We start from the raw sequence: 15,590 nt of genomic DNA, 5'->3' as shown, positions 1-15,590 counted from the left end.
AATATAAAAACAAAATGCTTTGGCAGAAACACCATCCATGCTCCACCAAACAACAAACTGTAAAACAATACTTGCTCATGGTTCATCTCAGAATACACCTAACGCCCCTATTAAACGGCCCAAGCTTGCTGGCTATACTTGCGAGGAACGAGCCTTAGCCAGCGAGTTTGGGTCCGGTTGAATGGTTTGTTATACGTAATTTAGTAACCCCGTACATCAGTTATTTTAAGCCAATTTCCATCACATCCATTGACGCCGAGTTTAACTCTAGATTTAGATGAATAAGCAGCTAACAACAAGGATTTCAATGCTGGATCAGCTGTTCGGTTTCCAGCATAGCCATTAAACGTTGCACATTCATTGATTGCCTGTTGGGTAAACCCTTCGTCGAGCTTAATCGCAACCGCTCCTGTTTCATTTACGTAAATTTCCTCTATCGTGCCTGACACTTGCGTGTAAGCACTACAAAAACTAGACACAAACAACAACATCATCAAAATATACTTTTTCATTTCATTCCTTTCTCACAATTTATTACGTATAACGCCCCTATTAAACGGCCCAAACTTGCTGGCTATACTTGCGAGGCACGAGCCAAAGCCAGCGAGTATGGGTCCGGTTGAATGGTTTGTTATATTGCTGCCTATATACAAGTTTCATGCTTTTCTCGATAAGCAGTTCGATTTGTGTCCGTAAACAAAACCATTTTACCGCTATTAAGTTCGACAATGTTATCCACAAAAACCATACCAACCGGCACGTCATAATCACCAGAACTACTTAAAACTGTATTAATCAATTTGCCACCCTTAATAGACCATGCCCCTTTAATAATTAAAACAGGAGAAATACATTCACGAGTTTCAAATTGCTTGTACAGTGCCGTTCCATCAGCAAAGTATTGTGTGGTAAACCACTCTTTATTGAAATATTCATCTGAGCGTCCGACAACCCATGTACCAACAATTTCATTTCTGAAAGATTCATCTTGCGAATATGATGGAGCACTAGTTAGCGCCAATAAGAAGATCAGGTATTTCATATTTTCCTTGATTTTTAAAAGCAATATAACGCCCCTAATAAACGGCACAAACTTGTTGGCTATAATGGCGAGGCACGAGCACCAGCCAGCGAGTTTGTGTCCGGTTGATTGGATTGTTAGGTGTCGTCACTGCTGGAAACATCAAAAGACTCTCCTGAATCAGATGGATGATGACCAACATTACTCGAATGCGTTAGTGCGCTGCACAAGAACATATAGTCAAATAAGTTATTGGATTCGTTTTCCCGGCTACTTAGCTCATCTTGAAGTAATGCATGAATAATTAGTGGACCAAGCAATGGTATTACTATACAAAATACTGTTATAGCCACTTTTTGTTTTAGATTAAGCAAATCAGATCTGCTTGCCATGTAAGCGGACCTTAGCGTGATATAAACAACTACGAAAACCATCACAGCTAGAGCAATCATTAAATCCATATATCACCTTTAGACACCTAACGCCCCTATTAACCTGCAAAAACTTGTTGGCTACAATTGCGAGGAACGAGCCTTAGCCAGCGAGTTTTTGTCAGGTTGAATGGATTGTTAGGTGTAAACACTGAATGCAAAGCCACTTTCCCTGTGCAGATATGATTGATGAAGTTACTTTAACTGATTAAGCCAAGAAAGTGAAAAATGGTGGGTGTTGGATACTGCCTTTGCACAAACAACCAAGACAACACAAAAGCGAATTGCAAAATTGAGCAGGGCGCGTTGTTACAGAATTAGAGAAAGGAAATGTTGGTTAGCGATGAAAAAACTAGTGATGCCGACTGTTTAAACAACCTAGCTGCCGCAAGTTTAGGAAATGCTAAAAACTGAAAGAAAGCCGATACCAAAAACAGTGTAAAGTTAAACGACTAAAGACAAGAACCAAAAGGGCGAACCAACAAAAGCTCTTACACCTAACGCCCTTGTTAAACGGCCCAAATTTGCTGGCTATAATTTGCGAGGAACGAGCCAAGCCAGCGAGTTTGGGTCCGGTTGAACAGATTGTTATTCGGCAATATTAGTTTAATCACCGCCATCACCAAAGCTTGAGTTTGATGTATTACTGCCATCACTAATCCCACCTTTGTCTCGAAGAGGGCCAGCTACAATACCATGATGGAAAGCAAATCCAACAACTGGTCCAGCAATAGGAATTAGAAGTGCTATTAGGATGTACCGTCTAACGTCATTTGCTGCCAGCTTTTCATTTCCAAGAAGCAACTTGATCACAATAAGGGCAAGGGCGAAATGAATGATAAAAAACGCGATCAAATATATTGGCACTCAAATATCCTCATTGCCGTATAACGCCCCTATTAACCTGCAAAAGCTCGTTGGCTACACTTGCGAGGAACGAGCCAAAGCCAGCGAGTTTTTGTCAGGTTGAATGGATTGTTAGGTGTAAACACTGAATGCAAAGCCACTCTCCCTGTGCAGATATGATTGATGCAGTTACTTTAACTGATTAAGCCAAGAAAGTGAAAAACGGTGGGCTTTGAATACTTCCTTTGCACAAACAACCAAGACAACACAAAAGCGAATCGCACGGATAGAGCGGGGTGCTTATTTGGCGATACCAAAACAACGGCTGGTGTTTAGAAATTGAAATTGCTTGCAATGCTGACTGTTTAGAAAAGACGATAACCGAACCAGCCACACAGATTAAAAATGAAAGAAAGCGGAATTCAAAAATAGGCATGAATTTAAACGTTGGTGTTTGGAATAAATACAACCTTACCCACAAACGCTTTTACACCTAACGCCCCTATTAAACGGCCCAGACTTGCTGGCTATACTTTGCGAAGAATGAGCCAAGCCAGCGAGTTTGGGTCCGGTTGAATGGATTGTTAGGTGCCACTTACGTATTCCCAAATTAGGAATGTTGAACCCAACAAAAGACAGCAACCAGAGGCCAATAACCAAACGTCTCCGAATAGCCCCAAATAAATACCAATTAACTTCGCTAAAAAGCCGAGTGTCACTGAAATAACGTCAAATCTGGAGACTTTAGGATAGTGAATTACTGCAAAGAATACACAAACTAAAGAATACATCCCAACCGTCGGCAACAAAAAAATTAGAAACCCCTGTACATCTCTAAACATTAAATTTGAAAACATCAGAGTTCCAAGCAAACTAAGGCCAAACCAAAACAATCCAGAAGGGATTATTAAGAAAGCTATTATCAGTTTTTTAAATTTGGTATCCATAGCTTTCAGTGGCACCTAACGCCCCTATTAACCTGCAAAAACTTGTTGGCTACACTTGCGAGGAACGAGCCTTAGCCAGCGAGTTTTTGTCAGGTTGAATGGTTTGTTAGGTGTAAACACTGAATGCAAAGCCACTTTCCCTGTGCAGATATGATTGATGAGCTTACTTTAACTGAAAATACCCAAAAAACAAAAACTGGTGGGCGTTTAAAATTACCTTTGTGCAAATGACCACAACAACTAAGAAGCGGATTGCAAGAATAGAGCAGAGTGCGTTTTTACTAAGGTTATGAAAACCAATAAAGGTTGGTGCTGATAAAACTTGTGCTGCTGACTGTTTAGAAAAGACGATAACCGAACCAGCCACACAGACTAAAAATGAAAGAAAGCTGCTTTAAAAAGAGAAGTGAATTCAAACGTTGGAGCTTGGCGTATATACAACCTTACCCACAAACGCTTTTACACCTAACGCCCCTAATAAACGGCAAATGCTTGCTGGCTATACTGGCGAAGAATGAGCCCAAGCCAGCGAGTATTTGTCCGGTTGATTGGTTTGTTATACGTCATCTTTAATTAAAGGTACATGTTTCAAATAGTAAAATGAGGAAAGTAAAAGCCAGCTCAAAATCAGTATATAGTGAAGGTAACTAGGCAGTGCTGTAATCCAAATTGACGCAAGTGTAGGTAATGCTATTAAAGTCGCGTAAGGTATTGATTTGGCTGAGTCTAGTTTAAATCGGCCTTTACATAAATCGCACTCTTCAGAATTAAAACCACTCAAATAAACCAGTTTTGAAGCTTTTAAAGCCTCGCCGCAATGTGGACATTTCTGTAATTTCATCCCTTTTCCCTTGTGACGTATAACGCCCCTAATAAACGGCAAATACTTGTTGGCTATACTGGGAGCGAAGCGACCCTAGCCAGCGAGTATTTGTCCGGTTGATTGGATTGTTAGGTGTAAACACTGAATGCAAAACCACTTTCCCTGTGCAGATAAGATTGATGAAGTAACTGTAACCGATAACACCAAAAAATGGAAAAGCGGTGGGCCTTTGAAACTACCTAGAACCAAACAACTAGCAAAACACAAAAGCGAATTCCACAGAAAGAGCAGGGCGCGTTTTTACTGAACATATGAAAACCAATGAAGGTTAGTGCTGATAAAGCAGGTAATGCCAACTGCTGAGAAAATCTTGATATTTCAAGCTTAAGAAATGCTAAAAACAGATAGAAAGCTGGGACTAAAAAGTTAACTGCTGACGACCGACCAAAAACTGTTTTAAAACAGAACATATCACCAGAATATCTTTACACCTAACGCCCCCAATAAACGGCAAATGCTTGCTGGCTAAAATTAGCGAGGTACGAGCAAAGCCAGCGAGTATTTGTCCGGTTGATTGGTTTGTTATATGGCGTTCTTAAAACAACATTCATTTCAAACTTTACCTCAACAATATTAGTTAATTTAGCCACCAAAAGACTTTACTGGTTAGCTTTTGTACTCAAACTTTTTCAATTCCAAAGCTTCTATTCTCAAGATAACTCTAGCACCGGTCACATCGATCACCTTTATCTCTTCTTCCTCATTATTGAACCATTCAAGAGTGGTGATTAATTCAATTTCGGAATTAAAAGTTTCAATCCGTAAGTCTTCCTCAAAAAGTACAGTGATAGGATATTTAGGTGTTCTAGCCATTATTTACGAACTTACCTTCAGAAGTGAAGCCATATAACGCCCCTATTAACCTGCAAAAACTTGTTGGCTACATTTGCGAGGAACGAGCCAAAGCCAGCGAGTTTTTGTCAGGTTGAATGGTTTGTTAGGTGTAAACTCTGAATTCAAAGCCACTCTCCCTGTGCAGATAAGATTGATGAAGTAACTTTAACTGATAACACCAAAAAATGGAAAGTCGGTGGGCGTTTAAAATTACCTTTGTACAAACAACCACGGCAATACAAAAGCGAACAACGTTGGCAGATCAGAGCGCGTTGACACCGTTTTATTTAATACCACGGTTAGTTGGTGCTGATAAAACTTGTGCTGCTGACCGTTTAGAAAAGACGATAATCGAACCAGCCACACAAACAAAAAGTGAAAGAAAGCTGCTTTAAAAAACAGAAGTGAATTCAAACGCTGGTGCTTGGCGTTAATACAACCTTACCCACAAATCCCTTTACACCTAACGCCCCTAATAAACGGCACAAACTTGTTGGCTAAAATTGCGAGGCACGAGCCAAAGCCAGCGAGTTTGTGTCCGGTTGATTGGATTGTTAGGTTTCATTGCGTGTTCGAAGAGCGCTTAACAGAACGCCGAAATGCAAAAGTAACAGTCCTGGTAAAAGCAATGAATGAGATTTTATTAACCCTATAAGATCTTCAGTATCGTCTAACCTTTGATGCTCAATCAAGTTAGCTCTATCGATCATCGCGACAACAATATCTTTTGTAACTTCTTCCTCTGACTCTTCTAATGCCACTTTAAGTTCAGATGTATATGCATCAGAATTATGACGAATTTGATTTAAAAGTAACACATCTGAGCCAAAGTACCCTGGCACAAAATAACCTGAAATAGAGTACGCTACCAACAGGAAAAAGGTGAAATAAATCAGCTTGTTTTTCATTTTCCCTCCATGAAACCTAACGCCCCTAATAAACGGCAAATACTTGCTGGCTATAATTAGCGAGGTACGAGTCAAAGCCAGCGAGTATTTGTCCGGTTGATTGGTTTGTTAGGCATCTAATACCGCCTTCGTAATAACAGTCAATAGCATACCCAGCGCTGAACTATAGGTATAGATCCCAAACTTTCGGGTTGTGCTACACATTTCGTCTAAAATGGGGTCATTCAAATCTTTGTACTTTTGTTTGTGAATATATTTTTGAAAATCCCAATCTACTGAGTTGGGGCCAATCATTAAACTGATACCATCAAGTGAATATTGTTTATAAATATGTGACTGGTGCTCTTTCAAATAACTCCTAACCAAATTTAGCCTCCTACCGTAGTTGATTACGAGTAATACAAATGCAGATAAGAAAACCAAAAAAAGCAAAATCATCATAGATGCCTAACGCCCTTGTTAAACGGCCCAAATTTGCTGGCTAAACTGGGAGCAACGCGACCCCAGCCAGCGAGTTTGGGTCCGGTTGAACAGTTTGTTATGTTTATGACCAAGTTTCATTAATTCTCTTTCTTGATAAGTCTAATATTGCTGACCAATTAGAGCTAAAAGGTTCAGAAAGCGACTTTTCCAATTGCGCTACAACACTACTAAGTACAATTTTTTCTGAATTGTGCTCCGCTCTCAAATCTTCCGATTCCGATTGCCTGGTAAGAAACTCAAACAGTACTAGTGCTTCATCTTTCGATAATTCTACGTTAACTTTTTCCATAACCACTCAATAAACATAACGCCCCTATTAAACGGCCCAGACTTGCTGGCTATACTTTGCGAAGAATGAGCTAAGCCAGCGAGTTTGGGTCCGGTTGAATGGTTTGTTATATTTACAGTACACGTTGTTACCAACTAATTGTTGCAGCGCTAGTGGGAAAACCACCAATTTTACAAATGATAAATTTATGTATAGGTACGAGTAGCCCAGCACCTATTGCACCGCCTAATATTATAAACCAAATTAGCCAGTCAGGAATTGGGGTGTTGTCTTCCCAAGATATATTGGTAAGAGCAGCATATATAAACATTGGAGCGAGTAACATCACAAACAATGTTGCAATCGAAACAATCCCCGCAATAATTTTATACCCTTTAAGGCTCAAATTTCACTCCAATGCTTCCGTAAATATAACGCCCCTATTAAACGGCCCAGACTTGCTGGCTAAACTTTGCGAAGTATGAGCTAAGCCAGCGAGTATGGGTCCGGTTGAATGGTTTGTTAGGTTTTGCTTTTAAAATAACCCACCCCATAAAACAATGCTGCACCCAACAAACCACTATACAAACACACTTTATGAAGAGTTGAAACTGAGATTAGACCCAGAAACTCATTGTGGAATGAAAAGGGAAAAAAGGGCTCAACGTCTGAGTGCATTATGCTATCTAGCAAGACATGGCTAAAACAACCTATAAAGGCGCTAACAAAACTTACTGACCACGAAATATTTATTGGAAATGAAAAATCCATTTTTAGTATTTTTAACCCCAATTCAGAAAGATATTTTCCAGTTAGTCCAGAAAAAACTGCCAGCAAAGAAGCCCCTACATAAGTATGAGAAAAACCATGCAAGTGACCTTCACCTGACAGCAAAACAACAAGCGGCTGTATATCCATTACGATTTGAGACCAGCCAAACACCATGAGACTGAAACCACCTTGAAGTAGTGACTTAATCAGTATTCCTGGACCCATGTGAAAAGGAGTAAATGGCATGAATTCTACTTAAGAAACCTAACGCCCCTATTAACCTGCAAATGCTTGCTGGCTATAATTAGCGAGGCACGAGCCTAGCCAGCGAGTAGTTGTCAGGTTGAATGGTTTGTTAGGTGTAAACACTGAATGCAAAGCCACTTTCCCTGTGCAGATATGATTGATGAAGTAACTTTAACTGAAAATACACAAAAAACAAAAACTGGTGGGCCTTTAAAATTACCTTTGTACAAACAACCAAGACAGCACAAAAGCGAATTGCTTGGATAGAGCAGGGTGCGTTTTTACTAACGTTATGAAAATCAATGAAGGTTGGCGCTGATAAAACATGCGCTGCTGACTGCTTAGAAAAGACGATAACCGAACAAGCCACAAAGACAAAAAATGAAAGAATGCGGCTTTAAAAAAGAGAAGTGAATTTAAACGTTGGCGCTTGGAATTAATACAACCTTACCCACAAACGCTTTTACACCTAACGCCCCTAATAAACGGCAAATGCTTGCTGGCTACACTTGCGAGGAACGAGCCTTAGCCAGCGAGTTTTTGTCAGGTTGAATGGATTGTTAGGTGTAAACACTGAATGCAAAGCCACTCTCCCTGTGCAGATATGATTGATGAAGTTACTTTAACTGATTTAGCCAAGAAAGTGAAAAACGGTGGGACTTGGTTACGACCTTTGCAAAGAAAACCAGAAAAATACAAAAGCGAATTACGCAAACAAAGAATAGCGCGTTGCTACTGATTTATTGAAAACTGAAGATGACTAGCGTTAAGAAAACTAGCGACGCCGACTGCTGAAAATACCTTGCAGTATCAAGTTTAAAAAATGCTAAAAACAGAACGAAAGCTGGGACTAAAAAGTTAACTTTTGTTGAACGACCAAACACTGTTTTTAAACAGAACGTATCACCAGAATATCTTTACACCTAACGCCCCTATTAAACGGCCCAGACTTGCTGGCTATACTTTGCGAAGAATGAGCTAAGCCAGCGAGTTTGGGTCCGGTTGAATGGTTTGTTATGTGTTATCTCAATCGAGTTATTTTTCTATACGCACTACTATTGGCGTCCCAAGGTTCGCAGCCACCAACGTCATTGTATGATAACGTCACTGATGACCCTGTAGTTTTTGCCGCGAGCAATATGGAAAACATTCTTGCTCTAGCTTCTTCAGAAATGCTTTTACTAATAGCAAAGGTGGTCGTATTGGAACATTCTTCCACAGGGGCTCCATTTGAGCTTAGAACAACCAAAACTGTCTCTGTTGAAGCATATGTTATGACATCGGAAACTGTTCCTGTCGTATTTAGCCATGCTGCATCTGAATATTCACTGAAACTAAACAGCAGTAAAAACAACGCCTTTTTCATATAACCCTCCTTAAAACACATAACGCCCCTATTAACCTGCAAATGCTTGCTGGCTATACTTTGCGAGGAACGAGCCAAGCCAGCGAGTAGTTGTCAGGTTGAATGGTTTGTTAGGTGTAAACACTGAATGCAAAGCCACTCTCCCTGTGCAGATATGATTGATGAAGTTACTTTAACTGAAAATACACAAAAAACAAAAACTGGTGGGCGTTTAAAATTACCTTTGTACAAACAACCTCGGCAACACAAAAGCGAATTACCAAAATGAGAAAGGCGCGTTTTCACCAAACACATGAAAACCAATGAAGGTTGGTGCTGATAAAACTTGTGCTGCTGACTGTTTAGAAAAGACGATAACCGAACCAGCCACACAGACTAAAAATGAAAGAAAGCGACTATTAAGAATTAATACAAAATTAAACGCTGGTGCTTGGCCTTAATACAACCTTACCCACAAATGCTTTTACACCTAACACCCCTATTAACCTGCAAATGCTTGCTGGCTATAATTAGCGAGGCACGAGCCTAGCCAGCGAGTAGTTGTCAGGTTGAATGGTTTGTTAGGTGTAAACACTGAATGCAAAGCCACTCTCCCTGTGCAGATATGATTGATGAAGTTACTTTAACCGATAACACCAAAAAAGGGAAAAACGGTGGGCCTTTAAAATTACCTTTGCACAAACTACCACGACCACGCAAAAGCTAATTGCACGGATTGGGCAGGGCGCTTGTCTGGCGAAACCAAAACAACGATTAATGTTAAGAAATTGAAATTACTTGTGATGCTGACTGTTTAGAACAGTTGATCACTGAACCAGCCACAAAGACAAAAAATGAAAGAAAGCTGCTTTAAAAAAGAGAAGTTGATTCAAACGCTGGAGCTTGGTGTTAATATAACCTTACCCACAAACGCTTTTACACCTAACGCCCCTAATAAACGGCACAAACTTGTTGGCTATACTTGCGAGGCACGAGCCTTAGCCAGCGAGTTTGTGTCCGGTTGATTGGTTTGTTATATGTAACTTGGTGATCAAACATAACTTTTGCACAACCCAATAAATGCTTAAACCTAATTTACCTGACTGCACCCAAAAAAGGAAAGATGACAGGCGCCAAAACAACAACTGAACAACATAACCAGAAATTCCCAAAAGCGAATTGCTGACTTTTAAACTAACTACCTAAGCTGGCCAGTGGAAACTACCTTTGGCGCTGACTGCTGATAAAAGCACTGAAATCAAATGAGCTTCTGAGGCAAAAACGCAAAGAATGCCAAGACTAAAACAACAAAAATATTGCAGCAATACCACCGTTTTTAAAAAGAGCTTAACCAAAGAAGCTCTTACATATAACGCCCCTATTAAACGGCCCAGACTTGCTGGCTATACTTTGCGAAGAATGAGCCAAAGCCAGCGAGTTTGGGTCCGGTTGAATGGTTTGTTATATGTAACTTGGTGATCAACGTAAACACTTGCCCAAACCAATAATTGCTTGCCTTTAATGTACCTGAACAGGCCAAAAAAGGAAGAGGTGACCGCCACCAAAACAACCACAAGACAATAAAACTAAAAATGTAAAACAGCGAATTGCCCAGCTTTGACTCAACCGCCAATGCTGGATTGCGGAAATAGCTAGAGGAGTTAACTGTTGTAAAAATGTGACGATTCAGAACGTTACGTTTGGCGGTGAAAACAGAAAAAACGCCGAGGCTAAAACAACGAAAACAGCCTGGCTTGAACAGCTATTTTTAAGAAAAGCTTATCCCCTAAAGCCCTTACATATAACGCCCCTAATAAACGGCAAATACTTGTTGGCTATACTGGGAGCGAAGCGAACCAAGCCAGCGAGTATTTGTCCGGTTGATTGGTTTGTTATATGGAAGCTTCATAGTGGTTCAATATCTTTTGGAAAGCCTGACAAAGCTTCGCGATTCGAATCAGTAACTGATTCCGACAAATTTCGGGTATTCCATGCTCTATTGAGATGAGCATAGATGTGCGCGATCTGAATTCCGTATTCAATCTCACCAATGTTTCCATTTGCATTCATTTCATCAATCAACTCCTGCGTGTGTTCGACAACATCACTTAATTCAAATAACAGAGTTGACCATTCGAGAGAGTTTTCCGTCTGATTAATCATGTCATCTCTTCCATATAACGCCCCTATTAAACGGCCCAGACTTGCTGGCTATACTTTGCGAAGAATGAGCTAAGCCAGCGAGTATGGGTCCGGTTGAATGGTTTGTTAGCTGACATGCGATTTGTACTTTTTATTTGCTACGAAGACAAATGGAACAGGAACTAGCGATACTAATAGCAGCGCAACCGCCACTCCCATTTCGTCTATTAGCCCGAAATACCAAATAAATGAGACCAGGGCGATAAGAACACCCAACAGTAAAACACTATACCCCAACAATTTAGCGTACGCTTCTGGATTAGATACTTTCGACTCGTCCCAGCCAGCAATTAGACCTCGCTTTTGCTTCACTGCAATCAAATAGCCAACCAAGATGCAAGGCAGGGAACCAGCTATAATCATTACTACAAGTCCAATTGTTAATTCATCCATTGACCTTTCCTTTTTGGCAGCTAACGCCCCTAATAAACGGCACAAACTTGTTGGCTACAATTACGAGGTACGAGCCTTAGCCAGCGAGTTTGTGTCCGGTTGATTGGATTGTTATGTGCATTCACGTTTATTGCTCCATTCTTTTAACCACATTTGTTCACCTAATGCCTCAACAGAGTTACTTTTCGCCAACTTCTCCACTATTTTAAAACACCTTACTTCGATATTTTTGGGTAGAGCATGCAATTCAACTAACTGATGAGCTAACCAAGTTCCGGCAGATGGGTGGTCCAATAGATTGTACAATTCTGATAGCTCTTTGCTATCTGCTTCACGCACAATGGAATACATTTTTTCAACAGCGGCATTAGCCTTAGCTACTGAAGTTGCTTTTTCGTAAACGATCGAATTAGCAATATTGGAAAGCTCAATATATTGATTCAATAAAACTCCCTCGAATGCACATAACGCCCCTAATAAACGGCAAATGCTTGCTGGCTAAACTTGCGAGGAACGAGCCCAAGCCAGCGAGTATTTGTCCGGTTGATTGGTTTGTTAGAGGTCATGATCGTATGCTCTAACATTAACAAATGCATCTGCGAAAGTTTGTTGCAAACTAGCTGGTGGGACAATTAGAAATGTCACGGCTATAGTAACAAAAGCTTCGATTCTTGCTAGATTGGAATCGAATCTAGTATCAGGCCTGAATATTTGAATTACCTCATTCAGAGAGTTTACGTCAAACTGTTCTAAATCTTGATTTAACCTGTGAGCAAATTCATTTCTTATTCTATTTAGTCTCTTTAATCCCAACTTGACGGAGGAGGCAGCAGTTCCGTTTGTAGGAAGTAAAGTTACTTTCTGTGAAAAAGATAAACGAGCAGAAGCTAAATCATCTAATTTAAATGTTTGTTGAAGATAAATCGTTAAGTAATGCTCTAAAATTAGGTGCGCCTTGAGAACTCTACCAAGAACATCATGATCTTGGTTAAGCAATTCAATAAATTTTTGGTTCTCAGATTCGAAGTGCGCATTGAATTCGTCCCACCTTGGACGAAGAACTTCTAGCGCGTGCTCGAGACCTTCAATTTCCTTCATTTTTAATGACCTCTAACGCCCCTAATAAACGGCAAATACTTGCTGGCTAAAATTAGCGAGGCACGAGCAAAGCCAGCGAGTATTTGTCCGGTTGATTGGTTTGTTATGTTTATTTATTTGATACATCCGATGTTGCTCTTTTTGAGAGAAAATCTAAAGCAAAGGTAAACAACGAATACAAAACTAAAACAATACCACCAAGCGACAACAAGGCGAATGGCACAGCAATAATAATCATCTCTTCCTTGTAGCAATAGTAAGCCATTACAGAGAATACAATCCCAACAAAAGCCTCAATTAGTAGCCCTTCTAAATTAGGCTTGTAATTGAATTGGATTCGCTTTTGAAAGTTTCTGAATTTAAAGGACAAAACTATTCCTTAAAACCTCAATAAACATAACGCCCCTATTAAACGGCCCAGACTTGTTGGCTAAAATCACGAAGTGATAGCCAGCGAGTATGGGTCCGGTTGAATGGATTGTTAGATGCTGCGTCGTTCATACTTCAAGGTATCCCTTTCTTTTTTGGAAATTACTACTTCAACAAAGTTTTTTGAACAAGCTCCAAAACCTTTGAAATTTGCACGTGCTTTTTTCAATGTTAGGTCATTATTAACGTCAGAAACAGCATCAATATTTGGCAATTTATAGTCTTCACAATCATCTTCCCAAAAGCACACTGGGCAAACTAGACTCCGCCCTCTGCGCGCTAACGAAAAATAGTCACAACATGGACACTGATTCATATCGTTACTGACTGGGAACTCATTTAATCTCACGATGTTTAAATCCAAAGAAGCATCTAACGCCCCTAATAAACGGCAAATACTTGCTGGCTAAAATTAGCGAGGTACGAGCATAGCCAGCGAGTATTTGTCCGGTTGATTGGTTTGTTATATGCCTAGCAACCTGTAACAGGGCAAATTTCAAACCACCTAAGATCTTCAGCATTTGAGTGTTGTGAACATGTACCAAAACCTCTCAAACTGCCTAGTTTTTTGCCGTTAGCAAAAGCCATCATGATTAAGGGGGCATGTACGCTATCTTTGTGTACAGCAAACCTTTTTGTGATTGCACAGGCTGGTCTGTTTGATTCCGTATTGCCAGAAACCCTAAAAAGTAAAATTTCGTTAATACTTCCCAAATGCACAATGACACCCCCACCGCTAACTCCTTGGGAAAAAGCTGGTAAACTAAATACGAGTGCTATGAGTAGTACTATCTTTTTCATATTAAAACTCCTTGAATTGATTGGCATATAACGCCCCTAATAAACGGCAAATACTTGCTGGCTAAACTGAGAGCGAAGCGAACCCAGCCAGCGAGTATTTGTCCGGTTGATTGGTTTGTTAGGTGGATTTAGCGGCATTTGAATTACCAAACTATTAATACAACCCAATTTACTNGAATCAACGACCGAAATATTGATCGGATTACCACTTTTATCAATATCAAATGCTAACTCAACCCAACCTTCTGGTTTGGGAGCCAACGAAGTTGATTTGCATCCAGATATAGACAAAAAAATCATTACGATAATTATTCGACTAATCACAATCTTCCTTTTGAAAGCTAACGCCCCTAATAAACGGCAAATACTTGCTGGCTAAACTGAGAGCGAAGCGAACCCAGCCAGCGAGTATTTGTCCGGTTGATTGGTTTGTTAGGTGGATTTAGCGGCATTTGAATTACCAAACTATTAATACAACCCAATTTACTAAACCCAATAACCGAAATTGATACTCACTAAATATTGGCTTCTCTTTATTTAAATTAGAATTCCCAAAAGCTAACCCAGAAAACACACTTTGGAATTTGAGCAATATAAAAACAAAATGCTTTGGCAGAAACACCATCCATGCTCCACCAAACAACAAACTGTAAAACAATACTTGCTCATGGTTCATCTCAGAATACACCTAACGCCCCTATTAAACGGCCCAAGCTTGCTGGCTATACTTTGCGAAGAATGAGCTAAGCCAGCGAGTTTGGGTCCGGTTGAATGGTTTGTTAGGTGTAATTTTAATAGAACCTGTAAAGCTCATATAGTTGACTTAAAATAATTAGTACTCCCAACACAGAATATGTATTGAACGTGTTTATTGGGTGTTTTATTTCCGGGTTATCTCTACGATATTTGATCGCCTTTTTGATAGCGAAAAAGCCAACTAGAATAAGACCAAATTTGATAACTAGAAAACTCAATTCATCTAAGTTCATCGCATAACCCTTTACACCTAACGCCCCTATTAAACGGCCCAGGCTTGCTGGCTAAACTTTGCGAAGAATGAGCTAAGCCAGCGAGTTTGGGTCCGGTTGAATGGTTTGTTAGGCGCGCCCTCTCCATTTTTTGGGCTCTCTTGCACAGTGCATAATTGCAAATACAATAACGGCGTCTTCGCGCACTTCATAAAATATTCCTTATGGGAAGCGCCTAACCAATGTTCGATGAAAAGCTTTGTAGACAATGGGGTATTGCTCGGGGTTTCTAGCTATTTTTGATAGGGAATCTTCAACACAAAGAATGAGATCAGCACCAAGCCCAGCTCTGCATTGCTCGAAATAAGAATAAGCTTCCTTCAGATCATCCTCAGCCTCTGGGCGTATCTTTATCTCAAAAGCCATTAAGAGTTTAGTATTCGGGATTTTACTGTATCCCAATCCAAGCCAACATTAATATCTGATTCAAAACTAGAAAGTCTATTATCTAATTCAGTTTTTTGTGCGGCTGTGAGTTCTATAGCATTTTGATCATTTGCAACGGAATCCCATAATTGTTGGGCCAAAATTAACTTTTCACTTGCACTCAATTCATCTAATTTCATGGTAGTAACCTAAGGGCCTTAAACATGGTTAGTATAATAACATTTAGTCTGAATGTAACATCGGTGTTTTAAGTGCGCCTAACGCCCCTA

The 15,590-nt window shown here is 40.0% G+C and carries 20 protein-coding genes; all 20 read right to left on the bottom strand.

From position 1 onward, the window contains the following. Window positions 1–200: 200 nt before the first annotated feature. Complete coding sequence (locus tag FM019_RS20695) at window positions 201–512, bottom strand: hypothetical protein (protein ID WP_143838006.1); 312 nt, start codon at window positions 510–512, stop codon at window positions 201–203. A gap of 131 nt (window positions 513–643) precedes the next feature. Then, window positions 644–1,042, bottom strand: a complete 399-nt coding sequence (locus FM019_RS20690) for a hypothetical protein (protein ID WP_143838005.1) — start codon at window positions 1,040–1,042, stop codon at window positions 644–646. A 116-nt stretch (window positions 1,043–1,158) separates the two neighbouring features. Next, complete coding sequence (locus FM019_RS20685; protein ID WP_143838004.1) at window positions 1,159–1,413, bottom strand: hypothetical protein; 255 nt, start codon at window positions 1,411–1,413, stop codon at window positions 1,159–1,161. Between the two features lie 645 nt (window positions 1,414–2,058). Next, on the bottom strand, window positions 2,059–2,319 hold the full coding sequence (locus FM019_RS20680) for a hypothetical protein (RefSeq protein WP_143838003.1): 261 nt from the start codon (window positions 2,317–2,319) through the stop codon (window positions 2,059–2,061). A gap of 563 nt (window positions 2,320–2,882) precedes the next feature. Further along, a complete protein-coding gene (locus FM019_RS20675; RefSeq protein WP_143838002.1) occupies window positions 2,883–3,260 on the bottom strand; it encodes a hypothetical protein in 378 nt (125 codons plus the stop codon). A 1,474-nt stretch (window positions 3,261–4,734) separates the two neighbouring features. Next, window positions 4,735–4,941: a hypothetical protein gene (locus FM019_RS20670; RefSeq protein WP_143838001.1), complete on the bottom strand. Its 207-nt coding sequence runs from the start codon at window positions 4,939–4,941 to the stop codon at window positions 4,735–4,737. Window positions 4,942–5,516: 575 nt separating this feature from the next. Next, window positions 5,517–5,870 (bottom strand): hypothetical protein, encoded by a 354-nt coding sequence (locus FM019_RS20665; protein WP_143838000.1) that lies wholly within the window; start codon window positions 5,868–5,870, stop codon window positions 5,517–5,519. A gap of 108 nt (window positions 5,871–5,978) precedes the next feature. Further along, a complete protein-coding gene (locus tag FM019_RS20660; protein ID WP_143837999.1) occupies window positions 5,979–6,221 on the bottom strand; it encodes a hypothetical protein in 243 nt (80 codons plus the stop codon). Between the two features lie 193 nt (window positions 6,222–6,414). Continuing rightward, a complete protein-coding gene (locus FM019_RS20655) occupies window positions 6,415–6,642 on the bottom strand; it encodes a hypothetical protein (RefSeq protein ID WP_143837998.1) in 228 nt (75 codons plus the stop codon). A gap of 127 nt (window positions 6,643–6,769) precedes the next feature. Beyond that, entirely contained in the window at window positions 6,770–7,027 is a 258-nt protein-coding gene (locus FM019_RS20650) for a hypothetical protein (protein WP_143837997.1), read from the bottom strand. Window positions 7,028–7,143: 116 nt separating this feature from the next. Then, window positions 7,144–7,638 carry a metal-dependent hydrolase gene (locus tag FM019_RS20645; protein ID WP_143837996.1) on the bottom strand — a complete coding sequence of 165 codons (495 nt, stop codon included), beginning with the start codon at window positions 7,636–7,638 and terminating at the stop codon, window positions 7,144–7,146. A 1,021-nt stretch (window positions 7,639–8,659) separates the two neighbouring features. Beyond that, a complete protein-coding gene (locus tag FM019_RS20640) occupies window positions 8,660–9,004 on the bottom strand; it encodes a DUF5992 family protein (RefSeq protein ID WP_143837995.1) in 345 nt (114 codons plus the stop codon). Window positions 9,005–10,888: 1,884 nt separating this feature from the next. Further along, on the bottom strand, window positions 10,889–11,146 hold the full coding sequence (locus FM019_RS20635) for a hypothetical protein (protein WP_143837994.1): 258 nt from the start codon (window positions 11,144–11,146) through the stop codon (window positions 10,889–10,891). 105 nt (window positions 11,147–11,251) lie between these two features. After that, window positions 11,252–11,578: a hypothetical protein gene (locus FM019_RS20630; RefSeq protein ID WP_143837993.1), complete on the bottom strand. Its 327-nt coding sequence runs from the start codon at window positions 11,576–11,578 to the stop codon at window positions 11,252–11,254. Between the two features lie 111 nt (window positions 11,579–11,689). Further along, window positions 11,690–12,022, bottom strand: a complete 333-nt coding sequence (locus FM019_RS20625) for a hypothetical protein (protein WP_143837992.1) — start codon at window positions 12,020–12,022, stop codon at window positions 11,690–11,692. Between the two features lie 111 nt (window positions 12,023–12,133). Continuing rightward, the gene (locus FM019_RS20620) at window positions 12,134–12,676 is read right to left on the bottom strand and encodes a hypothetical protein (RefSeq protein ID WP_143837991.1); all 543 of its coding nucleotides are present in this window, start codon (window positions 12,674–12,676) and stop codon (window positions 12,134–12,136) included. 109 nt (window positions 12,677–12,785) lie between these two features. Next, window positions 12,786–13,046, bottom strand: coding sequence for a hypothetical protein (locus FM019_RS20615; RefSeq protein ID WP_143837990.1), 261 nt, complete (start codon window positions 13,044–13,046; stop codon window positions 12,786–12,788). A 111-nt stretch (window positions 13,047–13,157) separates the two neighbouring features. Beyond that, window positions 13,158–13,421 (bottom strand): CPCC family cysteine-rich protein, encoded by a 264-nt coding sequence (locus FM019_RS20610; protein ID WP_143838007.1) that lies wholly within the window; start codon window positions 13,419–13,421, stop codon window positions 13,158–13,160. A 155-nt stretch (window positions 13,422–13,576) separates the two neighbouring features. Further along, on the bottom strand, window positions 13,577–13,906 hold the full coding sequence (locus FM019_RS20605) for a hypothetical protein (RefSeq protein WP_143837989.1): 330 nt from the start codon (window positions 13,904–13,906) through the stop codon (window positions 13,577–13,579). A 1,393-nt stretch (window positions 13,907–15,299) separates the two neighbouring features. After that, the gene (locus FM019_RS20595; protein WP_143837987.1) at window positions 15,300–15,500 is read right to left on the bottom strand and encodes an addiction module protein; all 201 of its coding nucleotides are present in this window, start codon (window positions 15,498–15,500) and stop codon (window positions 15,300–15,302) included. Window positions 15,501–15,590 lie beyond the last annotated feature (90 nt).

Source organism: Aliiglaciecola sp. M165, assembly GCF_007197995.1.
In the GTDB taxonomy this organism is placed as follows: Bacteria; Pseudomonadota; Gammaproteobacteria; order Enterobacterales; family Alteromonadaceae; genus Aliiglaciecola.
The sequence above is the reverse complement of the archived record's forward strand: the minus strand, read 5'-3'. Positions and strand labels throughout refer to the sequence as shown.